Here is a 23,052-nt window from a genome sequence, read left to right as displayed (position 1 = left end):
TTCGTGGGCGCCGTGGCGCAGCGCGCGCCGCACCGCCGCCAGCGGCAGCGCGACGCGCCGGCCGCCGGCCTCGACCACCAGCGCCTGCAGCGAGGCGACCGACATCGGCACCACCAGCTCGAGCGTCGTGCCCACGCCGGGCTGCGTCTGCACGGCGACCCGGCCGCCCAGCCGCTGGACGGCGTCGCGCACGACGTCCAGCCCGATGCCGCGGCCCGACACTTCGGTGACGACGCTGGCCGTGCTCAGGCCGCCGCGCATCAGCAGCTGCAGCAGGCCCGGGCCGTCCAGCTCGCGCAGCGCCGGTGTCGGCCAGCCCTTGCGCTGGGCGGCCAGCCGCACGGCCTGCGCATCGATGCCGGCACCGTCGTCACCGATGCGGAACACCAGGTGCCGGTCGCGCCGCGCGACCTCGAGCGTGACGCGGCCCTGCACCGGTTTGCCGGCGGCGATGCGCGCCGCCTCGCTCTCGATGCCGTGCGCGACCGCGTTGCGCGCCAGCTGCAGCAGCGCGCCCTGCAGGGTCTCGATCCATTCGGCGTCCAGCCGCACGTCGCCGCCGCGGGCCTCGAACACCACGCGCCGGCCCAGCAGCTGGGCGGCATCGCGCACGGTGCGCTCCAGCGGCGTGAAGAGCGCGGCCGCCGGCACCAGCCGCAACTGCTCGGCGGCCTCGCGCACCTGGCGCAGCTCGCGGTCCATCTGGTCGACCGAGGCGCCCAGGCCGCGCTCGACGCCGCCGAGCAGGCTGCGCAGTTCCTCGGCCATCGCGTGCGAGGCCACCTGCGACAGCTCGCCGGCCGGCGCATCGGCGCGCCCGCGGCGCGGGTCCAGCCGGTCGGCCAGCCCGTCGGCCAACCCGAAGGCGCGCAGCGTGGCCGTGAGGCCGCGGCGCAGTGCCGCGACCTGCGCATGCGCCTGGGTCAGGCTGTCGAGCAGCAGGTCCATGTCGGCGACGTCGGCGCGCACCGTGCGCACCGTGTGCAGCGTCTCGGTCGGCGCGGTGGCGCGCGACTGCGGGTCCGGCCGGGGTGCCGCGGCCGGCGCCGGCAGGTCCAGCGCGCCCAGGCCGGCGCCGATCGCGTCGAGCAGCGCCAGCGAGGCGTCGACGGTGTCGCGCGGCGGTGCATCCGGCGCGTCGCGCCACGGCCCGAGCAGGTCTTCGAGGGCGTGTGCGTGGTCGGCGATCGCCGGTTGGCGCACCACCCGTGCCGCGCCCTTCAGCGTATGCGCCACGCGCAGCAGGCGGGCGACGGTCGTGGCGTCGCCGGCGCCCTTCTCGAGGTCGAGCAGGCCCTGGCCCAGCTGCTCCAGCAGCTCGCGCGCCTCGACGCGGAAGTAGCGGTACGGGTCGGTGACCATCGGGGCGGCGCGCGGTGACAGGCGGTGACGGGCGGTGCCCGGGTCCTCAGGCGGCCACCTGCGGCTGCACCAGCCGCAGCAGTTCCTTGGACAGCCCGGCCAGCTGCGACGCGGTCTGGAAGGTCTGCCCCGAGCTCGCCTCGGTTTCCTTGGTGGCCTGGGCGGTGTTGGAGATCGCGATGTTGACCTGCTCGACCGCGGTGGTCTGCTGCTTGGTCGACAGCTCGATTTCGCGCGCCGCCTCAGTTGTGGTGGCCACCAGCGCGGCGATGCGCGTGAAGGATGCGGCGACGTCGCCGAACTGGCGCGCGCCGGCGTCGACCGCCTTCGAGCCGGTCTCGGTCGCCATCACGGTGGTGTTGACCGCGCCGCGCACGTCCTCGATCAGCGTGCGGATCTCCTTGGTGGAGCCGGCCACGCGGTCGGCCAGCTTGCGGATCTCGTCGGCCACCACGCCGAAGCGCTTGCCGGCCTCGCCGGCGCCGGTGGCTTCGATGGTGGCGTTGATCGCGAGGATGTTGGTCTGCTCGGCCAGCTCGGAGACGATGTCGAGCACGGCGCCGATCTGCTGCGACTTCTTGCCCAGCTCCAGCATGTGGTTGACGACCAGGTCGACCTGCTGGCGGATGCCCGCGATCGACTCCTTGGCCACCTGCACGGTGCCGGCGCCGGCACCGGCGGCGCTGGCGGTCTGCTCGGCGACGCCGGCCACGCGCTGCGCGCTCTCGGCGATCTGGCGCGAGGTGGCGAGCAGCTCGCTGATGGTGGTGGTGATCTCGGTCATCGAGGTCGAGGATTCGCGCGCCCCGGCGGCCTGCTGGTTGGCCGCCGACTGCAGCTCGGTCGACGAGCGCTGCACGTGCTGCACGGCGGCCGCGATCTGGGTCGTCAGCGAGCGCGTCAGCACGTAGCCCGCCGCACCGACGAAAAGCAGGCAGAACAGGGTGCCGAGCACGATGGTCGAGCGCGCACCCGCGGCGGTGGCCTCGACGTCGTCGGCGCGCTGCTTCAGCAGGTCGCGCTCTTCGCGCTCCATCTGTTCGGCGACCTGACGGAACTCGTCCATCGTGCGCTTGCCCTCGCCGCCCAGCACCGCCTTGACGGCGGAGTCCAGGCCGGCCTGGCGGCGCAGGTCGATGATGCGCCGCAGCTCGGCCAGCTTGGCCGAGACGAGGGCCTGCGCGGCGTCGATGCGCCGCTGCTGGTTCGGGTTGTCGGCGGTCAGCTCGCGCAGCTCCTTGACCTGCCGCGCGACCGCGCCGACCGCGGCCTGGTAGGGCTCCAGGTAGGCCTCGTCACCGGTGATCACGAAGCCGCGCTGGCCGGTCTCGGCGTCCTTCAGCTGGCCGAGCAGGCCGGCGACGTGCTCCAGCACGACGTGCGTGTGCGCGACCGCGTAGCTGGTGCGTGTCAGCGAGTCGAGGCTGCGGTACGCCACGCTGCCGATGCCCAGCAGCAGCAGGAACGAGACGGCGAAGCCGATGGCGATTTTTCGTCCGAAGGTCCACATGCGGTGCTCCTGTCAGTCAGTCTGTCAGTCGATCAAGCCGTGCCGGCGGCGCAGCGCCGCGCCGCGGCGGTGAGGGTGTCCAGCACCGAGGCCAGCGCGACCACCGGCCGCACCTGTCCAGCGTGCTGGCCGGGGCCTTGCAGGATCTCCTGCACGTGGCGGCGCGCCGCCGACGGGTCGGCCGCGGGCCGGGCCGCGCCGCGCGGCACCCGCAGGTGGCCGTCGAAGCTGTCGAACGCCAGCGCGAGCGGCGCGGCGGCCGCCACCACCGCCCAGCGCGCCGGCCGCTGGCCGGCGTAGCCCAGCACGGCCCGCAGGTCGTACAGCGGCAGCAGCCCGCCGCGAAAGCCGATCACGCCGAGCAGCTCCGGCAGCGGGCTCGGCAGCGGCGTGACCGCGTCCAGCAGCAGCACGCTGGCGACGTCGGCCAGGCGCAGCGCATGCGGGTCGGCATCGACCTGGATCGCGAGGAAGTCGTCCGGCGGCTCGGCATCGGCGCGCAGCGGCTCGGCGAACGAGGCGTCGAAGGCCTGCCGCAGCTGCTCGGCGGTGCTGGTGGCGACGGACCTCATGGCCAGGCTCCGCAGGCGTGCAACTGGGTGCGGCACAGCGCGAGCAGCGCATTGCGGTCGAAGCCGCCGCCGAACAGGTGCAGGCGCGACGCCGCCTCGCGCTGCAGCAGCGCGAGCGCCTGGGCGAGTTCGCGCCGCGCCGCGCGCATGTCGCCGCGACGGCGCGCCAGCAGGCCCAGGTGCAGGCGCGGCATCGCGAAGTCCGGGTCCAGCCAGGCCGCCAGCCGGTGGCATTCGGCGGCACCGGCCGGGTCACCGACCCCTTCGCGGCACTGCGCGAGCACGTAGTGCGCTCCGGCGTTCGCCGGGTCGGTGGCCAGCAGCGCGCGGCCGGCCGCCTCGGCCTCGGCGAAGCGGCCGACGTGGGTCAGCAGCACCGCCTGCAGCAGCTGCGATTCGGGGTCCGGCGCGGCCGCCGGCGGCAGGGCCTGCAGCACGTCGAGGGCCTGCGTGAAGCGCTCCGCCGCGAACAGCTCGAGCGCCTGCACCAGCGGCCGCGCGCCCGGCACATCGCCGGGGTCGGCCCGGGGCGGCGGTGTACCCGGCACGGTCAGCTGACGGATGCGCTCGGAGGAATGGTCGATCGCCTGCACCCATTCGGTGGCGGCGGCAGGCGCGCGTGGCGCCGCGGCGGCCGGCAGCGTGCCCGGCTTGCGCTGGTAGTAGAACGTGTCGTGCGTGTGGCGCAGGTCGAAGTCATCCGACAGCCGGCGCAGTGTCTCGGCGTGGCCGAGGAACAGGTGGCCGCCCGGCACCAGCGCCCGCGCGAAGCGCGCCACCACGGCCCGCGCGTCGTCGGGCGTGAGGTACATCAGCACGTTGCGGCAGAACACCACGTCGTACGAACCGGGTTGCCAGAACGCGGGGTCGTCCGCGCACAGGTTGCGCGGCTCGAAACGGACCGCGCCGCGGGCCTCGGCATCGAGCACGAAGTCGGCCCCGTCGCGCTGGAACCAGCGCTCGCGCAGCGGCTGCGGGGTCTCGCGCAGCGACCATTCCGAATAGCGCGCGCGGCGGGCCCGCTCGATCATCTCGGGGTTGAGGTCGAGGCCGAGCACGGCCAGCGTGCAGGACGCTGCGGGCAGCGCCTCCCGCAGCAGCATGGCGATCGAGTACGCCTCTTCGCCGGACGCGCAGCCCGCCGACAGGACGCGCAGGCAGCGCCCGCCGTCCGCGCCGCGCGGCACGCCGGGCAGCACCTGGTCGCGCAACGCACGCAGCTGGTCGAGGTGGCGGAAGAAGTAGGTTTCCGGCACCGTCAGCTCCTGCACCAGCGCGCTGAAGCGATCGTCGGCGGCCGGGTTGTCCGACGGCGTGGCGAGCTCGGCCAGGTAGTGCTCGCAGCCGATGCCGGCCGTGTCGAGCTGGCGCTGCAGCACGCCGTCCAGCCAGCCCAGCCGGTCGGTCTCGAACTGCAGGCCGAAGCGCCGTGCCACCAAGGCCTGGAAGCGCTCGGTGCGAACCGTCATGCCAGCACCTCGTCGGACAGCAGCCGCGCGTTGTCCAGCACCAGCAGCAGCTCGGCGTCCAGCCGGCCGATGCAGGCGACGGCGTCACGGCCGGCCTCGTCGAGCAAGGGCGGCAGCGGGTGCTGTGCATCGATCGGCACGGCGCGCACGCCGAGCACCTCGTCGACCGCCAGCACGACACGGCGCTCGCCGGTGCGCAGCACGACGAAGCGGCGCGGCGCACTCACCGCGTCGATGCCATCGAGCAGGCGCGCGGCGTCGATCACCGGCAACGCCAGACCGCGCACCAGGGCCAGGCCGCGCATGAAGAAGGGGGCACCGGCCACCGCCTCGACCGGCAGCGGGCGCAGGGTTTCGACCACCTCGCTCAGCGCAAGGGCGCATCGCCATGTCCGCACGCGGCAGATCAGCGACAGTTCGGCGTGGCGATCGTCCACCGGGCTTCCGCTGGCAGGCTCAGGCCCGCCGACGCCATGACACGCACCCGGTGACGACGAACGCGCGCACAAGCGGCTCGGTCATCGTCGTCAGCTCCCTGACAGTCCGTTTCGGGACTCTGCGAAGTTGTCTCTTCGTTTGACGGGAATGTTATAGCGCGTATTCGAAGACGCCGGGGGGCAATTTCCCCCAGTGCCAGCAGGCAGCGCCTGGTGGTCAGGCGCGCGTCGTCGCGAGCCGCCGCTCCATGACATACGCCACGCGCGACAAGCCGAAGCACAGCACGAAGTAGGTGACGGCCAGCGTCGCATACACCTRCACCGGCTTCGTGAACACCTGCGTGTTGATCTGCGTCGTGATGAACGCGACCTCGGTCAACCCGATGATGTAGCCGAGCGAGGTCTCCTTGATCGTCGAGACGAACTGGTTCACCAGCGACGGCAGCATGTGGCGCAGCGCCTGCGGCAGGATCACGTAGCGCAGCGCGCCGAAGCGGCCGAAGCCGAGCGAGCGTGCCGCGTGCATCTGGCCGTCCGGGATGCCGCGCACGCCGGCGCGCACGATCTCGGCGATGTAGACGCCGTCGAACACCACCAGCGCGATCAACATCGTCGTGAACTGGTCGGTCTTGTGGCCGGTGACGCTGGGCAGGAAGAAGTAGGCCCAGAACACCACCATCAGCAGCGGGATGCCGCGCACCGCGAACACCAGCGCGGTGACCGGCCAGCGCAGCGCGCGGTGCTCGCTGATGCGGGCCAGCCCCAGCAGCAGCCCGAGCGGGAACGCCAGCACCAGGCCGAGCGCGGCCAGCAGCACCGTCAGTGCGAGCCCGCCCAGCGGCCCGTTCGGGTACTGGCCGATCAGGAAGTAGAGCCAGTAGGTCTGGATCAGCTCGATCATCGCGCGCTCATCTGTGGCATCACCTGGAGCGCACCGGCCAGCGGTGCTGGTACCAGCTCGCGAGGCCGGTGATGGTGAGCGAGATCGTCAGGTAGGCCGCGGTCGCGAACGCGAAGGCCTCGACGCTGCGGAAGGTCGCCGATTCGACCTGCGCCGCGCGGTACATCATCTCGGCGACGCCGATCACGGTGGCGATGCTGGTGTTCTTCCACAGGTTCAGCGTCTGCGAGATCAGCGGCGGCACCGTGATGCGCACCGCCTGCGGCAGGATCACCAGCTGCATCGACTGCAGGAAGCCCAGCCCGAGCGCGCGGCTCGCCTCCATCTGCCCCGGCGGCACCGCACGGATGCCGCTGCGGATGTCCTCGGCCATGTAGGCGGCGGTGTAGAGCGTGAGCGCCGCCACCGCGCTGATCGCCTCGATGTTGGTGGCGTACAGGCGCTGCTTCAGCGCCTCGGGCAGCATCTCGGGTGCACCGAAGTACCAGAACAGCATGTGCGCGAGCAGCGGCACGTTGCGGATCGCTTCGACGTACGACACCCCGATGGCGCGCAGCACCCGCGACGGCGACAGCCGCAGCATCGCGACCGTGGTGGCCAGCGGCACCGCCAGCACCAGCGTGACGGCGGTCAGCTGCAGCGACAGCACGAAGCCGGCCACCAGCGCATCGTGGTACTGGCCGGACAGCAGCAGGGAGAAGTCGAAGGAAGGCACGGCGAAGGAAAGTACGGCGAAGACTGCGGAAAAGTCGGCCCAACAACAAAGTGCCTCGCCCCCGTGAGAGGGCGAGGCACCGATTCAGGTTTCAGCCGAGCTTAACCGTCGATCTTGTCGGAAACAAACTTGAAGTCCCGCGACTGGAACTTCAGGCGCGTGTTCGGCCCGTACCACTTCTGGAACAGCTTGTCGGCCTCGCCCGATTTCTCCAGGTCGCGCAGCACGCCGTCGACGACGCCCTTCACGCCGGCCTCGCCCTTGCGGATGCCCAGCGCCAGTGCTTCGGTGCTGATGCTCTGCGGGATGATCAGGTAGTTCTTCGCGGCCGGGCCGAGCTTGCCGAAGTCGTCGATCAGCGAGGCTTCGTCATTGACGTAGCCGACGCCCTTGCCCTGCTGCAGTGCGAGGAAGGCCTGCTGCGTGGTCTCGAAGGTGACGACGTCGACGGTGGGCACCGCCTTGCGGATGTTCGGCTCCTGCGTGCCGCCCTTGACGGTCAGCACCTTCTTGCCGCCCAGCTGCGACAACTGCGAGATGCCGCTGTCCTTCTTCACCAGCACCTTCTGGCCGGTCACGAAGGTGGTCAGCGAGAAGTCGATCAGCGCCTCGCGTTCCTTGTTGTGCGTGAGCGAGGCGGCCAGCAGGTCGACGCGGCCTTGTTGCAGCTCGGGGATGCGCGCGGCGACGGCGAGCTGCTTGAACACCGGCTTCACGCCCAGCTTGGCAGCAATCGCGCGGCCGATGTCGACCTCGTAGCCGACCACGTCGCGGGTCTTCGGGTCGACGAAGCTGTTCGGTTCGTCGGTGCCGAGCACGCCGATGACGATCTCGCCCTTCTTCTGGATGTCGGCGAGCTGGTCGGCATGGGCGCCGACCGAGAACACCGCGGCGGCGGCCGCGACCAGCGTGGACAGGAACAGGCGTTTTTGCATGAGGGTTCTCTTCAGCATGTTGTTGGAATCAGGGTTCGCAGACTACCGAAGCCTGATCGATCCGCGAACGACTGAATCCGGATAAGCAAAGGCGTGTTGGTTGGATGCTCCGGCTCAGATGCGCGCCAGCGCCCCCTCCAGGTCGGCCCGCTGGTCGGCCAGGTCCTCGATGCCGACACTCAGCCGCACCAGCGCATCGCTGATGCCCAGCTGCGCGCGCTGCTCGGCCGGGATCGTCGCGTGGGTCATCAGCGCCGGGTGCTCGATCAGGCTCTCGACGCCGCCCAGGCTCTCGGCCAGCGAGAACACCTCGCAGGCCTCGAGGAAGCGGCGCGAGCCGGCCAGGTCGGTCTTCAGCGTGACCGACAGCATGCCGCCGAAGCCCTGCATCTGGCGCTTCGCGAGCGCATGCTGCGGGTGCGATTCGAGGCCCGGGTAGTGCACGCGCGCGACCTTCGGGTGGCGCTCCAGCCATTGCGCGAGGGCCGATGCGTTCTCGCCGTGCCGCTGCATGCGCAGCGCCAGGGTCTTGACGCCGCGCAGCGTCAGGAAGCTGTCGAACGGCCCGGCGATCGCGCCGACCGCGTTCTGCAGGAAGCCCAGGCGCTCCGCATGGCCGGCCGCTTCGGCGCGCTGCCCGACCACCGCGACGCCCCCGATGACGTCCGAATGCCCGTTCAGGTACTTGGTGCTCGAGTGCACGACCACGTCGAAGCCGTGCTCCAGCGGGCGCTGCACGTACGGGCTCGCGAAGGTGTTGTCCGCCGCCGCCAGCAGGCCGTGCTCATGCGCGATGCGGGCGATAGCCTCCAGGTCGGTCAGCTTCAGCATCGGGTTGCTCGGCGTCTCGACCCAGACCATCTTCGTCTCCGGCCGGATCGCGGCGCGCAGCGCCTGCGGATCGGACAGGTCGACGAAGCTGAACCGGTGGCCCGCGCTGCGCGTGCGCACCTTGTCGAACAGGCGGAAGGTGCCGCCGTACAGGTCGTCGCTCGCGATGATGTGCGCGCCGGCGTCCAGCAGCTCCAGCGTGGTCGAGATCGCGGCCAGCCCGGAGGCGAACGCGAACGCGCGCGTGCCGCCTTCGAGGTCGGCGACGCAGCGCTCCAGCGCCCAGCGCGTCGGGTTGTGCGAGCGCCCGTAGTCCAGGCCCTTGTGCACGCCGGGGCTCTGCTGCACATAGGTGGAGGTGGCGTAGATCGGCGGCATGATCGCGCCGGTCGTCGGGTCGGGCGACTGGCCGGCGTGGATCACGCGCGTGGCGAACTGGTGGGTGTCCTTGGAGCTCATCGGCGTGCCTTGCGGAGGTGGTTCAGGAGATCGAAGCGGGTGATCAGGCCGTGGAATGTATCGCCGTCGGCGACGATCGCGACCAGGCCGCGGTCCAGCACCTGGCGCAGCGCGGCGATGCTCGAGCCGGGGCGCAGCGTCTCCAGCGCGGCGCTCATCGCCGAGCTGACGGTGTTGCCGTAGTGCGCCGGGTCGCCCTGCAGCTGCATCAGCACGTCGGACTCGTCGATCACGCCGGCGAGCCGGGTGCCGTCGAGCACCGGCAGCTGCGACACGTCGGCCAGCCGCATGCGCTGGAACGCGGTCAGCAGCGTGTCGTCGGGCGTCACGCTGACGACGCCGCCCTCGTCGGGCCGGCGCGCGACGATGTCGCGCAGGTCGCCGTACTGCGTGCGGGCGAGCAGGCCCTCGTCGATCATCCAGCTGTCGTTGTAGACCTTCGACAGGTAGCGCGTGCCGGTGTCGCAGACGAAGGTCGCGACGCGCAGCGGCTTCGTCTGCGCACGGCAGAAGCGCAGCGCGGTGGCCAGCAGCGTGCCGGTGGATGAGCCGCCCATCAGCCCTTCGGCGCGCAGCAGCTCGCGCGAGGTCGCGAAGCTCTCTTCGTCCGAAATGGAGTACGCGTGCTTGATGCCGGACAGGTCGGCGATCGGCGGGATGAAGTCTTCGCCGATGCCCTCCACGGCCCAGGAGCCGGCCGGGCCATGGGTGCCGGTCAGCACCTGGTCGGCGAGGATGGAGCCCACCGGGTCGGCGAGCACGAATTCGAGCTTCGGCTGCGCGGTGCGGAAGTAGCGCGTCAGCCCGGTCAGCGTGCCCGACGAGCCGACGCCGACGACGATCGCGTCGAGGTCGTGGCCGCTCTGCTCCCACAGCTCGGGGCCGGTGCCGCGTTCATGGGCGAGGGGGTTGTTCGGGTTGTTGAACTGGTCGGCGAAGAACGAGCCGGGGATCTCCTTCGCGAGGCGCGCCGCATAGTCCTGGTAGTAGGCCGGGTGGCCCTTGCCGACGTCGGAGCGCGTCGTGTGCACTTCGGCGCCGAGCGCCTTCAGGTGCAGCACCTTCTCGGTCGACATCTTGTCGGGCACGACCAGCACGACGCGGTAGCCCTTGGCGCGCGCCACCAGCGCGAGGCCCAGGCCGGTGTTGCCGGCGGTCGCCTCGACGACGGTGCCACCGGGCTGCAGCAGGCCGTCGCGCTCGGCGGCCTCGATCATCGAGACGCCGATGCGGTCCTTGATCGAGCCGCCGGGGTTCTGCGATTCGAGCTTCAGCAGCAGCGTGCACGGGCCGGTGTCGAGGCGCGTCACGCGCACCAGCGGCGTGTTGCCGATCAGGTCGAGCACGGCGGGGTGGGTCGTGGCGTTCATGGGTTTGTCTCCAGAATGAATGAAGACGCGCGCCTCGTGAGCACGCGCCTCGTAGCCCGGATGCTAATCCGGGGTGTGTGCACGAACCCGGATTGGCATCCGGGCTACCAGCGGGGTTATCGCCGGTTCGCGAGTTGCTTCACCACCGCGATGAAGCGATCCACTTCCTCGCAGGTGTTGTAGAACGCCAGCGACGGCCGCACCGTCGCTTCGAGCCCGAAGCGGCGCAGGATCGGCTGCGCGCAATGGTGGCCGGTGCGCACCGCGATGCCCTCGCGGTTCAGCGCCTGCCCGACCTGGTCGGTCGAGTACCCGTCGAGCACGAACGACAGCACGCTCGCCTTGTCTTGCGCGGTACCGACCAGCCGCACGCCGGGGATCGGCTGCAATGCGTGCGTCGCGTAGCCGAGCAGCGCGTGCTCGTACTGCGCGATCGCATCCAGCCCGAGCCGCTGCACGTAGTCGATCGCCGCGCCCAGCCCGACCGCATCGGCGATGTTGCCGGTGCCGGCCTCGAAGCGCGTCGGTGCGCCGTGGTAGACCGTCTTCTCGAAGGTCACGTCGGCGATCATGTTGCCGCCGCCCTGCCACGGCGGCATGTCCTCCAGGATCTCCTGCTTGCCGTACAGCACGCCGATGCCGGTCGGGCCGAACAGCTTGTGGCCGGAGAACACGAAGAAGTCCGCATCGATCGCGCGCACGTCGACCCGCATGTGCGACACCGACTGCGCGCCGTCGACCAGCGCCTTCGCGCCGGCCGCGTGGGCGAGCGCGACGATCTCCTGCACCGGCACCACCGTGCCGAGCGCGTTCGATACCTGCGTCACCGACACCAGCTTCGTCTTCGGGCCGAGCAGCTTGCGGTACTCGTCGAGCTTCAGTTGCCCGCGGTCGTCGACCGGGATCACGCGCAGCACCGCGCCCTTCTCTGCCGCGAGCTGCTGCCACGGCACGATGTTGGCGTGGTGCTCCAGGTGCGAGACGATGATCTCGTCGCCGGCGCCGATGTTCTTCGCGCCCCAGCTCTTGGCGACCAGGTTGATCGCCTCGGTGGTGCCGCGCACGAACACGATCTCGTCGACCGACGCGGCGCCGAGGAAGCGCTGCACCGTCTTGCGCGCACCTTCGTACGCATCGGTCGCGCGCGCGGCCAGCTTGTGCGCCGCGCGGTGGATGTTCGAATTCTCGTGCTCGTAGAAGTGGCTGATGCGGTCGATCACCGCCTGCGGCTTCTGCGTGGTGGCGGCGTTGTCGAACCAGACCAGCGGACGGCCGTTGACGCGCTCCTGCAGGATCGGGAAGTCGCGCCGCACCGCGTTGACGTCGAAGGCCGGCTTCACCGGTGCGGCATGGCTGGGCTCGCCCAGCGCGCGCTGCCCAGGATGGCGCGGCGTCTCGAGGAAGTAGAACGACGGCGAGACCGGTGCCACACCGGCGGACGAGCTGCCGAAGCGGCCATCCCAGGCCGGCGCCGCGGTGTAGCCCAGGTCGGGCACGCCGTTGCCGGCCGGCGCATGCGGCAGCGACGATGGCAGCTGCGCCGCCAACGCGGCCGGATGCTGCGGCGAGCTTGGCACCAGGTTGCCACCAGGAACGGCGGCAGTGAGCGGCTGCACGTTCGGTGTGGCCGGGCCGCTGCTGCCCGGCGGCGGCGTGAAGCCGGCCGGGTGCGCATTCGCCGGCACCGAGGGAGCGAATGACGGAGCCGCCGGTGCAGCCCCGGGCCAGTTCGCGAAGAGTTCCCCCGCCAGCTTCGCGATCGCTGCGGGGTCGAACGCGTCGATCGTGCTCATCACTTGTACGTGTCGGGATACTCGTGGAACTTGCCGATCTCGACGTCCTCGAGCACGGCCAGCGCATCAGGCACCTGCACCGCGAGCGAGCAGTACAGCGAGATCAGGTACGACGAGATCGCGTTGCGGTTGATGCCCATGAAGCGCACCGACAGCCCCGGGCTCTGCTCGCCGGCGAGGCCCGGCTGGTACAGCCCGACGACGCCCTGGCGCTTCTCGCCGACGCGCAGCAGCAGGATCTTGCTCTTGCCGTCCGCCACCGGCACCTTGTCGGACGGGATCAGCGGGATGCCGCGCCAGGTGATGAACTGCGAGCCGAACAGGCTGACGGTCGGCGGCGGCACGCCGCGGCGGGTGCATTCGCGGCCGAACGCGGCGATGGCCAGCGGGTGCGTCAGGAAGAACGCCGGCTCCTTCCAGACCTTGCTCAGCAGCTCGTCCAGGTCGTCGGGCGTCGGCGCGCCGGTCAGCGGGAACACGCGCTGTTCGTCGGCGACGCTGGCGAGCAGCCCGTAGTCCGGGTTGTTGATCAGCTCGCTCTCCTGCCGCTCCTTGATGGTCTCGATCGTCAGGCGCAGCTGCTCCTTGATCTGGTCGTGCGGGCTGCTGTAGAGGTCGGAGATGCGGGTGTGCACGTCCAGCACGGTGCTGACCGCGTTCAGGAAGTACTCGCGCGGCCGCTCGTCGTAGTCGACGTAGGTGCTGGGCAGCTCGCCCTCGTCGCGCTGCGACGAGCAGGCCACCAGCACGTCCTGCGGGTTCTTGACCGTGTTCAGGCGGTAGATGCCGGCCTCGACCGGCACCCATTGCAACAGGTGCGTCAGCCAGCGCGGCGTCAGCGTCGCGAGGGTCGGTGCCGTCTTGGTCGCGTTGGCAAGTTGCCGGGCGGCGTTGTCGCCAAGGGCCAGCTGTTGCTGGGTGTCAGCCATGGAGGAACTCCTGAAACGAAAAACGAATGAAGTTATGCGGGGATCAGATAAGCGGGCGCAGTGTCGCCAGCGCCCGTGCGCCGATCAACCGGCTATCGCCATCAAAGGGTGACTCGCGTGTCATGTCATCAGGCAGGCGTCCCCAGTTCGAAGCGCGCGATCAGCGACGACAGGCTCACGCCCAGCGCCGCGGCGAGCTTGGCGGCGGTCTCGATCGACGGCATCACGGTGCCGCGCTCGATCTCGCCGAGGTAGGAGCGGTTCAGGTCGGCGCGGCCGGCGAGCTGCTCCTGCGACCAGCCGCGGTCCTCGCGCGTGCGGCGCACCACCTGGCCGAAGCGCTGTCGCAGCGTCGTGCTCATGGCCGGCGATCCTGGCGAGTCGTTGCCTGCGTGACCTGGCTGCCCGGCGGCACGTCGTCGGTGACCCACACATTGCCGCCGATCGTCGAGCCGCGGCCGATCACGATGCGGCCCAGCAGCGTCGCGCCGGCGTAGATCACCACGTCGTCCTCCACCTGCGGGTGGCGTGCGAGACCCTTGCGGATCTTGCCGTCGTCGTCGGTCGGGAAGCGCTTCGCGCCCAGCGTCACCGCCTGGTAGACGCGCACCCGCTCGCCGATCACCGCGGTCTCGCCGATCACGACGCCGGTGCCGTGGTCGATGAAGAAGCCGGCGCCGATGGTCGCGCCCGGGTGGATGTCGATGCCGGTGCGGCCGTGCGCCAGCTCGGCGACGATGCGCGCCAGCAGCGGCACGCCCAGCTCGTACAGCCGGTGCGCGACGCGGTGGTGCACCATCGCGTCGATGCCGGGGTAGCACAGCAGCACCTCGTCGACGCTGCGCGCGGCCGGGTCGCCGTGGAAGGCGGCCAGCACGTCGCTGTCGAGCAGGCCGCGGATCGCGGGCAGCGACGCGGCGAAGCGGCGCACCAGGTCTTCGGCGTCGACCTCGTGCCGGCCAGCATGGCGCAGCTCGAGCTTCACCTGAGCGCACAGCGCATGCAGCAGCGTGTCGAGCGTGTGGCCGATGTACCAGTCCTCGCTGTCCTGGCGCAGGTCGGGCGGGCCGAGCCGCATCGGGAACAGCACGCCGCGCAGCGATTCGACGATGCCTTGCAGCGCCTCGCGTGACGGCAGTTCGCGGCCGCCGGGTTCGCGCTGGCGCTGCTGCGACTCGCGCCAGCGGGTGCGGGCAGCGCGCAGGCCGGCGACGACCTCGGCCACGTCGAAGGCAGATGCCGACATGGTCAATCCTGGATCCACGGCAGGCCGTGGAAGCGCCAGCCGTCGGCGTGGCCGCGCTGGCCTTGCGCATCCAGCTCGCCCTCGAAACCTTCGCTGACGTTGAAGGCCTGCGCGAAGCCGGCCTTGGTCGCGGCCTCGGCCGCCGCCGCCGAGCGCTTGCCACTGCGGCACAGCAGCAGCACGACCGCCGGCTTGGCGACCTTGGCCTCCAGCTCGCGCACGAAGCGCGGGTTGCGCGTCAGGCTGGTGCCGGTGGCCCAGGGCACGTGCACGCTCTCGGCGACGTGGCCGACGAACTTGCGCTCTTCGGCGGTGCGCACGTCGACCAGCACGGCCTGGCCGCTGCGGGTCAGCGCCCAGGCATCGACCGGCGACAGGCTGCCGGCGAACGGCAGCTGGCCGTCACGGGCGCGCTGGCGGGCCTCTTCGAGCACGGTGGGACGGGGGAATTCTGCGAGCACGGCGGACATGGCGGTCTCCTTCAGCGATCAATGTCGAATGAAGGCTATCGCCACCAATTGCCGCGGCGAACGAAGAAAAGCGTGCTTCGATATTCGCCCGCCGCACAGCCGGCATGAGCACATCCGAAAAGCTTCGTTCGGATCGGCGGCGGCGCGCCGTACCGTGCAGGCCTTGCAGTCGCATCGACACCCGAGGAGGAGAACCATGACACACACCCGTCGCGCAGCCCGTCGTGCTTCCATCGTCCAGGCCCTGGCCATCGCGCTCGGCCTGTTCGCCACCGCGGGCTCGGCCGTTGCGCAAGCCCAGCCGGTGCGGATCGCGTACCAGACGGTCGTCGAGCCGGCCAAGGTCGCGCAGGCCGACGGCCTCTATGAGAAAGCCACCGGCCAGGCCATCGAATGGCGCAAGTTCGAGAGCGGTGCCGAAGTCATCACTGCCGTCGCGTCGGGTGACATCCAGATCGGCTACGTCGGCTCCAGCCCGCTGGCCGCTGCCGCGAGCCGGGAGCTGCCGATCGAGACCATCCTGGTCGCCGCCGAGATCGGCAGCGCCGAGGCGCTGGTCGTGCGCAACGGTTCGGGCATCGCGAAGCCGGCCGACCTGGTCGGCAAGAAGGTGGCGGTGCCGTTCGTGTCGACCACGCACTACAGCCTGCTGGCCGCGCTGAAGCACTGGGGCATCGATGCGAAGAAGGTCAACGTCATCAACCTGCGCCCGACCGAGATCACCGCGGCCTGGCAGCGCGGCGACATCGACGCCGCCTATGTGTGGGATCCGGCGCTCGGCAAGATCAAGGAGAGCGGCAAGCTGCTGACCAGCTCGGCCGACGTGGCGACCTGGGGTGCGCCGACCTTCGATGCGTGGATCGTGCGCCGTGACTTCGCGCAGAAGAACCCGGCGTTCGTCGCGCAGTTCGTGCGCATCACCGGCGAGGCGTATGCCGCCTACCGCAAGGATGCGAAGGCCTTCGTCGCGAACCAGGCCAACGTCGACAAGATCGTCAAGCTGACCGGCGCCACCGCCGCCGACGTGCCCGAGCTGCTGGCCGGCTCGAAGTTCCCGACGCTCGCGGAGCAGGCCTCGCCGGCCTTGCTGGGCGGGGGCACCGTCAAGGCGCTGACCGACACCGCGAAGTTCCTGAAGGAGCAAGGCAAGGTCGACCAGGTGCTGGCCGACTACGGCAGCTATGTGAGCGTGAAGCACGTGCAGGCCGCGGCCAAGGCCTCGGGCCAGGCCGTCGCGACCGCACGCTGAACACGCACCAACGAGACACGAAGGAGTTCACGCCGTGGTCGAACTGCAGGCGGTCACTGTAGGGTACCGGGGTGCTGCAGGGTCGACCACGGCTGTGAACACCCCCGTGCTGGATGCCATCGACTGGCAGGTGCCGCAAGGCGCGCTGGCGGTGCTGCTGGGGCCCTCGGGCTGCGGCAAGTCCAGCTTGTTGAATGTCATCGCCGGGTTCGTGACACCCAGCGGCGGGCGGGTGTCGGTGTCGGGCCGCCCGATCACCGGGCCCGGCGCGGACCGCGGCGTCGTGTTCCAGGACGACGCGCTGTTGCCCTGGCTCGACGTGCTGAACAATGTCGCCCTGCCCTTGCGCCTGCGCGGTGGGGGCCGCGCGGCGCGCGAGGACAGGGCGCGCGGGTTCCTCGCGCTGGTCGGGCTGGAGGGCTTCGAGACGCGGCCGGTGTGGGAGCTGTCGGGCGGCATGCGCCAGCGCGTCGGTATCGCCCGCGCGCTGGCCGCCGACCCCGAGGTGCTGCTGATGGACGAGCCGTTCGGCGCCCTCGATGCGCTGACGCGCGAGCGCATGCAGGAGCTGCTGCTGAAGGTCTGGCAGGCCACCGGCAAGACCATCGTGCTGGTGACGCACGGCGTCGAGGAGGCGGTGTTCCTCGCGACCGACCTGGTGGTGCTGTCGCGCCGGCCGGCGCGCATCGTGCAGCAACGTGCGCTGGACTTCGGCCGCCGCCATGCGCAGGGCGAGGCGGCGCGGGCGATCAAGTCGCTGCCCGAGTTCGTCGCGGTGCGTGAGCAGGTGCTGGGCGCGGTGTTCGCGCAGGACGAAGCGGTGCACTGAGCCGAAGCGATGGATGCGATCTCTCCGATGACCGTGCGTGTGCTCACGCAGCCTGCCGCGCTCGACGAATCCGTCAGGCCGAAGGCTGGGCCCGAGGCTGCCGCGCCGCTGTGGTCGCGCCCCGTCGTGATCAGCCTGCTGAGCGTGCTGGTGCTGCTGGCCGTGTGGCAGGCGGTGACGGCGGCGCGCTGGATCGAGCCGCTGTTCCTGCCGCCGCCCGCCGCGGTGTGGGAGAAGTTCCTGCGCGTGGCAGGCGAGGGCTACATGGACGCCACGCTGTGGCAGCACGCCGGCGCGAGCCTGGCGCGCGTGGCGCTCGCGCTCGGCATCGCGGTGCTGACCGCCATCCCGCTCGGGCTGTGGATGGGCCTGTCGCCCACCGCGCGCGGCGTGTTCGATCCGCTGATCGAGTTCTACCGGCCGGTGCCGCCGCTTGCCTACCTGCCGCTGATCGTGATCTGGTTCGGCATCGGCGAGCTGTCGAAGGTGCTGCTGATCACGCTCGCGATCTTCGCGCCGCTGGTGATCGCGACCGCCACCGGTGTGCGCCAGGTCGACGAGACGCGCCGCCGCGCCGCGCAGGCCTTCGGCGCGACGCGCTGGCAGCTGCTGCGCCACGTGGTGCTGCCGAGCGCGCTGCCGGAGATCCTGACCGGGCTGCGCGTCGGGCTGGGGGTCGGCTGGTCGACGCTGGTCGCCGCCGAGCTGGTCGCCGCGACGCGCGGCCTCGGCTTCATGGTGCAGTCGGCCGCGCAGTTCCTGAACACCGACATCGTGCTGCTTGGCATCTTCACGATCGCGCTGATCGCGTTCGGGCTGGAGCTGGGGCTGCGTGCGCTGCAGCGGCGGCTGGTGCCGTGGCAGGGGCGGGGCTGATGGCGGCGCGGCTGCTGCCGCCGTCGGGCGGCGACACACTGTGGGCGAGCGGCATCGCGGCCTTCGAGAGCTTGTCGGCACCACTGAAGCGTATGCTCGACGGCCTGACGGCCGAGCATGACATGGTGAAGTCCTTTCCCGCGCACCGCTTCGCCCGCACGCCCGACGAGCGCGTGCGCTGGGACGAGGCGCGTGCGAAGAACCCGCCGGTGATCCACCCGGTGATCCGCACGCACCCGGTCAGCGGGCTGCGCGGCCTGTTCGTCAACGAGGGCTTCACGACCCGCATCGTCGAGCTGGCCGCGAAGGAGAGCGACGCGCTGCTGCGGCTGCTGTTCGAGCATGTCGCGAAGCCGGAGCACACGGTGCGCTGGCGCTGGAAGCTGCACGACCTGGCCTTCTGGGACAACCGCCTGACGCAGCACTGCGCCACCGCCGACTACCTGCCGCACCGCCGCGTGATGCACCGCGCGACGGTGCTGGGCGACAAACCCTTCTGATGCGCTGATGGTGCTCTCGCTGCAGCAGCATGTGCCGGTGATCGACCTCGCGTCGCCGGAGCCGGAGGTCGCGCGGCGGATCGGCGAGGCGTGCCGCGCGCATGGCTTCTTCTACGTCGTCGGCCATGGTGTCGACGAGGCGTTGATGGACCGGCTGGAAGACCTGAGCCGCCGCTTCTTCGCGCTCGACGAGCCGACCAAGCTGCAGTGGCGCATGGCGCTGGGTGGGCGGGCGTGGCGTGGCTACTTTCCGCTGGGCGGCGAGCTGACCTCGGGTCGGCCCGACTGGAAGGAAGGGCTGTACCTCGGCGCGGAGCTCGGCGACGACGATCCGCGCGTGCGGGCGCGCACGCCGGTGCATGGGCGCAACCTGTTTCCGGAGCACGCCACGCTGGCCGGCTTCCGCGAGACACTGCTCGCGACGATGGCGGCGCTGACCGGCCTCGGCCACCGCGTGATGCGTGCCATCGCGCAGAGCCTGGCGCTGCCGCCTGGCTACTTCGCCGAACGCTGCACGGCCGACCCGCTGATCCTGTTCCGCCTGTTCAACTACCCGACGCGCCCGGTGCCGGCCGGCACCGATGCGCAGTGGGGCGTCGGCGAGCACACCGACTACGGCCTGCTGACGCTGCTGCGCCAGGACGATGTCGGCGGCCTGCAGGTCAGGACGCGTGAAGGCTGGATCGAGGCGCCGCCGCTGCCGCACAGCTTCGTCTGCAACATCGGCGACATGCTGGACCGGATGACCGGCGGGCTGTACCGCTCGACGCCGCACCGCGTGCGCCTGAACACGTCGGGCCGCGACCGGCTGTCGTTCCCGTTCTTCTTCGATCCGGCCTTCGATGCGCGCGTGCAGCCCATCGAAGGCTTGCCGCAGGCCGACGACGACAGCGCGACGCGCTGGGACCGGGCCAACCCGCATGCGTTCGACGGGACGTATGGGGACTACCTGCTGGGGAAGGTGGGGAAGGTGTTTCCGCAGCTGAGGGATCAGGTGTTGTGACGCGGCGTGCGCGCCGTGTTCTTGCGCACGGCTGATTTTTTGGCGTCCTGCGCCGTCGTCGGTGCACTCAAGGCGTAGAGCTCGTGCAGTTTCATCGCCAGCATCTGCTTGTCCGGCAACTGCGTCTGGTATTGCGCCACCAGCGCCGGGGAGAGCGTGCGGCTCAGCGCGTACTCCACCACCTCGTGGTCCTTGCTGGTGCACAGCAACAGCCCGATGGCCGGATTCTCGTGAGGCTTTCTCACATCACGGTCCAGCGCCTCCAGATAGAAGTTCAGCTTGCCCAGGTGCTCAGGCTCGAAAGCGGTGACCTTCAGTTCGATGGCCACCAGGCAGTTCAGGCCGCGGTGGAAGAAGAGCAGGTCCAGCATGAAGTCCTGCCCGCCGACCTGCATCGGGTATTCGCTGCCGATGTAGCAGAAGTCCCGACCCAGCTCCGTCAGGAAACGGCCCAGGTTCATCAGCAGGCTGCGATGCAGTTCTGATTCGGAGTGCGGATCTGGCAGGGCCAGGAAGTCGAGCAGGTAGGTGTCCTTGAAGTGCTGTTCAGCTTGAGGCTGCAGCTGTCTCAACGCAGTTGAGGCTTTTGGCGGATGGAGCACGGTCCGCTCGAACAGACCGCTGTCGATTTGCCGCGCCACTTCGCGCACCTGCCACCCTTGCTGGGCGGYCATGCGCATGTAGAACTCACGTTCTTCCTCGCGCTTGGTGCGGCTGAGGATGTGCAGATGCGAGGACCACGAAATCTCTCTCAGCAATGTTGAGAGTTTCGAGTCTTGAGGGTAGGCCCGGAAGAACTGCCGCATGCGCTAGAGGTTCTGGGCCGAAAAACCATTTCGGCCCGGCTCACGTTGGGCGATGTAGGCGGCGAGTTTTTCGACAGTTCCCTTGGACCAGCCATCGGCTTCGATGCGTTGATGCAAGTACTGACCGATGCGCCAGTACAGCTCAATGACTTCGGCATTGACTGCCCGGGTGGCACGTCCACGTGCGCCTCGAATCAGCGTGACCACTTCACCGAAGGCTGCCTCGGAGGTCGTTGCCGGAGGACTGGAGACCGGCTCGATGGTTTCGCTCATCGGACTGCTCTACTCAACTTGAATTTCATCCCCTTCTCCCAGCTGGATCATGTTGCGACCGCGCAGTCTCGCGAAGCGCCCCAGAGCGCGTCAGGTGAAAGATGTCCGGGTCACATCCCCGAGATAGCGGGTTCTCGAAAAGCGATGGCCGCCGGGCAGGCCTATGCGCCCAGCCAATAAGCAAAACCACTTTCATTCGTTGGCGTTAGACCGACCGGTCCCTATCGTGGCGGCTCGTCGTCACCACCGGGCACCACCCCGCCCGATCCGCCATGAAGATCGTCAGCATTTCCGGCAGTCCCTCGCTCCGATCGCGTTCGGGTTGGCTGCTCCAGCTCGCGCAGACGCGCCTGGAAGGCACGGGTGACACCAGCAGCCTGATCGCGGTGCGCGAGCTGCCCGCCGCGCCGCTGCTGCACGCCGATTCACACAACGCATCGATCCGCGCGGCGCTCGACGAAGTGCGCGATGCCGACCTGCTGCTGGTCGCCACCCCCATCTACAAGGCCGCGTACAGCGGCCTGCTGAAGCTGTTCCTCGACCTGCTGCCCACCGACGGCCTGCGCGGCAAGACCGTGCTGCCGCTGGCCACCGGCGGCAGCCTCGCGCACCTGCTCGCGCTCGACTACGCGTTGAAGCCGGTGCTGTCCGCACTCGGCGCACGCGACATCCTCGACGGCGTGTTCGCCACCGATGCGCAGCTGGTGCCGCACGAATCCGGCGGCTACGTCCCCGATGACGCCCTGGTCGAACGCCTCGACCGCGCGCTGCAACCCTTGTCTCCTCGCCCGCTTGCCATGAACGCCGGGTGATTCGGCACCCCGGCGCCGCAAGGGGCCGGGGTGTCTTTTTCCTTCTGTCCGTCCACCCCTGGAAGTACCACCATGAACCTGCGGATCGACTCGCTGTTCTCGACGCACCGCCGCCTCGGCCTTGCACTGACGCTGGCCCTGGGCCTCGTTGCCGGTCCGGCCCTCGCGCAGACCCGCACCGAGCTGCGCATCGGCTACCAGAAGTACGGCACGCTGACGATCCTGAAGGCGCGCGGCGACCTCGAGAAGCGCCTCGCGCCGCAGGGCGTCGACGTCAAGTGGACCGAGTTCCCGGCCGGCCCGCAGCTGCTCGAAGGCCTGAACGTCGGCTCGATCGATTTCGGCACCGTCGGCGAAGCGCCGCCGATCTTCGCGCAGGCGGCCGGTGCCGACCTGGTCTACGTCGCGAACCAGCCGCCCGCACCCGCCGGCGAGGCGATCGTCGTCGCGAAGGATTCGCCGATCCGCTCGGTCGCTGAACTGAAGGGCAGGAAGGTCGCGCTGAACAAGGGCTCCAACGTCCATTACCTGCTGGTCAAGGCGCTGGAAAAAGCCGGCGTCAAGTACAGCGAGATCCAGACCGTGTTCCTCGCGCCGGCCGATGCGCGCGCCGCCTTTGAGCGCGGCAGCGTCGACGCCTGGGTCATCTGGGATCCGTTCCTCGCCGCGGCCGAAAAGCAGCTCGGCGCGCGCGTGCTCGCCGACGGCAAGGGGCTGGTCTCGAACCACCAGTTCTACCTCGCGTCGCGGCCCTATGCCGACAAGCAGCCGCAGGTGATCCGCGCGATCGTCGAAGAACTCGCCAGGCTCGACCGCTGGGCCGAGGGCAACAGCCGCGAGGTGGCTGCCTTCCTCGCGCCGCAGATCGGGCTCGATGTCGGCGTTGCCGAGGTCGCCGCCGGCCGCTTCGCGTACGGCATCGTGCCGATCACGCCGAACGTGGCCGCGCAGCAGCAGAAGATCGCCGACGCGTTCTTCGAGCTGAAGCTGATCCCGAAGGCGATCCGCATCTCCGATGCGCTGCCGACGGCGCTGAAGACCGCGAGCGCGCCATGAGAGGCACGCGACGCGAGCTGCTGCAGGTGACGCTCGGCGCGGCCGCGGCGTCGCTGGCCGGGTTCGCGCGCGCCGCAGAATCGGCGCCCGCCCAGTTGCGCATCGGCTTCCAGAAGGCCGCCGTCAACCTCGTCGTGCTGAAGCAGCAGGCCGCGCTGGAAAAGCGTTTCCCGGCCAGCACCGTCAAGTGGATCGAGTTCCCGGCCGGGCCGCAGCTGCTGGAGGCGCTGGCCGTCGGCAGCCTCGAGTTCGGCCTCACCGGCGACACGCCGCCGGTGTTCGCGCAGGCCGCCGGCAAGGACCTGCGCTACGTCGGCGCCGAGCCGCCGAAGCCGCTGTCGTCGGCCCTCCTCGTGAAGCCCGATGCGCCGCTTGCGACGCTGGCCGACCTGAAGGGCCGCAAGGTCGCGCTGCAGAAGGGGTCGAGCGCCCACTACCTGCTGGTGCGCGCGGTCGACCGCGCCGGGCTGCAGTGGTCCGACATCCAGCCGGTGTACCTCGCACCGTCCGACGCGCGCGCCGCGTTCGAGCGCGGCAGCGTCGACGCCTGGGCGATCTGGGACCCCTACTACGCGGCCGTCGAGCTCGACCTGAAACCGCGCGTGCTGGCCAACGGCCGCGACCTGTCGAGCAACAACTCGTTCTACCT

24 protein-coding genes and 1 pseudogene are annotated in these 23,052 nt (G+C 70.3%); 8 read left to right on the top strand and 17 right to left on the bottom strand.

Going from position 1 to position 23,052, the window contains the following annotated elements:
* The 15 genes from AC1D12_RS03900 to AC1D12_RS03830 all read right to left on the bottom strand — a co-directional run.
* On the bottom strand, positions 1-1,362 hold a 1,362-nt coding region (locus AC1D12_RS03900; RefSeq protein WP_477838945.1), incomplete at its 3' end, for a chemotaxis protein CheA.
* Between the two features lie 46 nt (positions 1,363-1,408).
* On the bottom strand, positions 1,409-2,872 hold the full coding sequence (locus AC1D12_RS03895; protein WP_477827924.1) for a CHASE3 domain-containing protein: 1,464 nt from the start codon (positions 2,870-2,872) through the stop codon (positions 1,409-1,411).
* Positions 2,873-2,904: 32 nt separating this feature from the next.
* Complete coding sequence (locus AC1D12_RS03890; RefSeq protein WP_477838944.1) at positions 2,905-3,444, bottom strand: chemotaxis protein CheW; 540 nt, start codon at positions 3,442-3,444, stop codon at positions 2,905-2,907.
* A complete protein-coding gene (locus tag AC1D12_RS03885) occupies positions 3,441-4,913 on the bottom strand; it encodes a CheR family methyltransferase (RefSeq protein WP_477824518.1) in 1,473 nt (490 codons plus the stop codon). The genes AC1D12_RS03890 and AC1D12_RS03885 overlap by 4 nt, the downstream gene beginning before the upstream one ends.
* Positions 4,910-5,350 carry a chemotaxis protein CheW gene (locus tag AC1D12_RS03880; protein WP_047503904.1) on the bottom strand — a complete coding sequence of 147 codons (441 nt, stop codon included), beginning with the start codon at positions 5,348-5,350 and terminating at the stop codon, positions 4,910-4,912. The genes AC1D12_RS03885 and AC1D12_RS03880 overlap by 4 nt, the downstream gene beginning before the upstream one ends.
* Positions 5,351-5,567: 217 nt before the next feature.
* Positions 5,568-6,251, bottom strand: a complete 684-nt coding sequence (locus AC1D12_RS03875) for an amino acid ABC transporter permease (protein ID WP_477838942.1) — start codon at positions 6,249-6,251, stop codon at positions 5,568-5,570.
* 19 nt (positions 6,252-6,270) lie between these two features.
* Positions 6,271-6,966, bottom strand: a complete 696-nt coding sequence (locus tag AC1D12_RS03870; RefSeq protein ID WP_047503909.1) for an amino acid ABC transporter permease — start codon at positions 6,964-6,966, stop codon at positions 6,271-6,273.
* Positions 6,967-7,067: 101 nt separating this feature from the next.
* Complete coding sequence (locus AC1D12_RS03865; RefSeq protein ID WP_047503912.1) at positions 7,068-7,901, bottom strand: ABC transporter substrate-binding protein; 834 nt, start codon at positions 7,899-7,901, stop codon at positions 7,068-7,070.
* 114 nt (positions 7,902-8,015) lie between these two features.
* Positions 8,016-9,191, bottom strand: a complete 1,176-nt coding sequence (locus AC1D12_RS03860) for a trans-sulfuration enzyme family protein (RefSeq protein WP_047503915.1) — start codon at positions 9,189-9,191, stop codon at positions 8,016-8,018.
* Positions 9,188-10,561, bottom strand: a complete 1,374-nt coding sequence (locus tag AC1D12_RS03855; RefSeq protein WP_477824516.1) for a pyridoxal-phosphate dependent enzyme — start codon at positions 10,559-10,561, stop codon at positions 9,188-9,190. The genes AC1D12_RS03860 and AC1D12_RS03855 overlap by 4 nt, the downstream gene beginning before the upstream one ends.
* A 116-nt stretch (positions 10,562-10,677) precedes the next feature.
* Complete coding sequence (locus AC1D12_RS03850) at positions 10,678-12,354, bottom strand: family 2A encapsulin nanocompartment cargo protein cysteine desulfurase (RefSeq protein ID WP_477838939.1); 1,677 nt, start codon at positions 12,352-12,354, stop codon at positions 10,678-10,680.
* Positions 12,354-13,283, bottom strand: coding sequence for a family 2A encapsulin nanocompartment shell protein (locus AC1D12_RS03845; RefSeq protein ID WP_477838937.1), 930 nt, complete (start codon positions 13,281-13,283; stop codon positions 12,354-12,356). The genes AC1D12_RS03850 and AC1D12_RS03845 overlap by 1 nt, the downstream gene beginning before the upstream one ends.
* Before the next feature lie 128 nt (positions 13,284-13,411).
* A complete protein-coding gene (locus tag AC1D12_RS03840) occupies positions 13,412-13,645 on the bottom strand; it encodes a helix-turn-helix domain-containing protein (protein WP_477838935.1) in 234 nt (77 codons plus the stop codon).
* The gene (gene epsC / locus AC1D12_RS03835; protein ID WP_465110156.1) at positions 13,642-14,529 is read right to left on the bottom strand and encodes a serine O-acetyltransferase EpsC; all 888 of its coding nucleotides are present in this window, start codon (positions 14,527-14,529) and stop codon (positions 13,642-13,644) included. Before epsC ends, AC1D12_RS03840 begins: the two co-directional genes overlap by 4 nt.
* A gap of 2 nt (positions 14,530-14,531) precedes the next feature.
* Positions 14,532-14,999 carry a rhodanese-like domain-containing protein gene (locus tag AC1D12_RS03830; RefSeq protein ID WP_477838933.1) on the bottom strand — a complete coding sequence of 156 codons (468 nt, stop codon included), beginning with the start codon at positions 14,997-14,999 and terminating at the stop codon, positions 14,532-14,534.
* A gap of 196 nt (positions 15,000-15,195) precedes the next feature.
* Between AC1D12_RS03830 and tauA the strand changes: the two genes are divergently transcribed.
* The 5 genes from tauA to AC1D12_RS03805 are packed head-to-tail and all read left to right on the top strand — an operon-like array spanning position 15,196 to position 19,456.
* On the top strand, positions 15,196-16,248 hold the full coding sequence (tauA, locus tag AC1D12_RS03825; protein WP_477838931.1) for a taurine ABC transporter substrate-binding protein: 1,053 nt from the start codon (positions 15,196-15,198) through the stop codon (positions 16,246-16,248).
* 34 nt (positions 16,249-16,282) lie between these two features.
* Positions 16,283-17,077: a taurine ABC transporter ATP-binding subunit gene (gene tauB, locus AC1D12_RS03820; protein WP_477824512.1), complete on the top strand. Its 795-nt coding sequence runs from the start codon at positions 16,283-16,285 to the stop codon at positions 17,075-17,077.
* Between the two features lie 9 nt (positions 17,078-17,086).
* On the top strand, positions 17,087-17,953 hold the full coding sequence (tauC, locus tag AC1D12_RS03815) for a taurine ABC transporter permease TauC (RefSeq protein WP_477824511.1): 867 nt from the start codon (positions 17,087-17,089) through the stop codon (positions 17,951-17,953).
* Complete coding sequence (locus AC1D12_RS03810; protein ID WP_477838929.1) at positions 17,953-18,453, top strand: TauD/TfdA family dioxygenase; 501 nt, start codon at positions 17,953-17,955, stop codon at positions 18,451-18,453. The genes tauC and AC1D12_RS03810 overlap by 1 nt, the downstream gene beginning before the upstream one ends.
* A 7-nt stretch (positions 18,454-18,460) precedes the next feature.
* Positions 18,461-19,456, top strand: a complete 996-nt coding sequence (locus tag AC1D12_RS03805; protein WP_477824509.1) for an isopenicillin N synthase family dioxygenase — start codon at positions 18,461-18,463, stop codon at positions 19,454-19,456.
* On the opposite strand, the gene AC1D12_RS03800 is transcribed toward AC1D12_RS03805, so the two are convergent.
* Both AC1D12_RS03800 and AC1D12_RS03795 read right to left on the bottom strand, forming a co-directional pair.
* Positions 19,444-20,058 (bottom strand): PDDEXK nuclease domain-containing protein, encoded by a 615-nt coding sequence (locus AC1D12_RS03800; RefSeq protein ID WP_477824521.1) that lies wholly within the window; start codon positions 20,056-20,058, stop codon positions 19,444-19,446. The genes AC1D12_RS03805 and AC1D12_RS03800 overlap by 13 nt on opposite strands.
* 15 nt (positions 20,059-20,073) lie before the next feature.
* Positions 20,074-20,535 (bottom strand): annotated as a pseudogene (locus tag AC1D12_RS03795) (DUF1016 N-terminal domain-containing protein); the annotation flags it as partial.
* 272 nt (positions 20,536-20,807) lie between these two features.
* Between AC1D12_RS03795 and ssuE the strand changes: the two are divergent.
* The 3 genes from ssuE to AC1D12_RS03780 form a co-directional block, all read left to right on the top strand.
* Positions 20,808-21,347 (top strand): NADPH-dependent FMN reductase, encoded by a 540-nt coding sequence (gene ssuE / locus AC1D12_RS03790; protein WP_477824508.1) that lies wholly within the window; start codon positions 20,808-20,810, stop codon positions 21,345-21,347.
* Positions 21,348-21,419: 72 nt separating this feature from the next.
* Positions 21,420-22,403: a sulfonate ABC transporter substrate-binding protein gene (locus AC1D12_RS03785; protein WP_477824507.1), complete on the top strand. Its 984-nt coding sequence runs from the start codon at positions 21,420-21,422 to the stop codon at positions 22,401-22,403.
* The coding region (locus AC1D12_RS03780) for an aliphatic sulfonate ABC transporter substrate-binding protein (protein WP_477838927.1) at positions 22,400-23,052 on the top strand (653 nt) is incomplete at its 3' end. The genes AC1D12_RS03785 and AC1D12_RS03780, both read left to right, overlap by 4 nt.

Source organism: Rhizobacter sp. P1_G5 (assembly GCF_056405435.1).
Note: the sequence above shows the minus strand (reverse complement) of the source record. Positions and strands in the feature narration are given on the sequence as shown.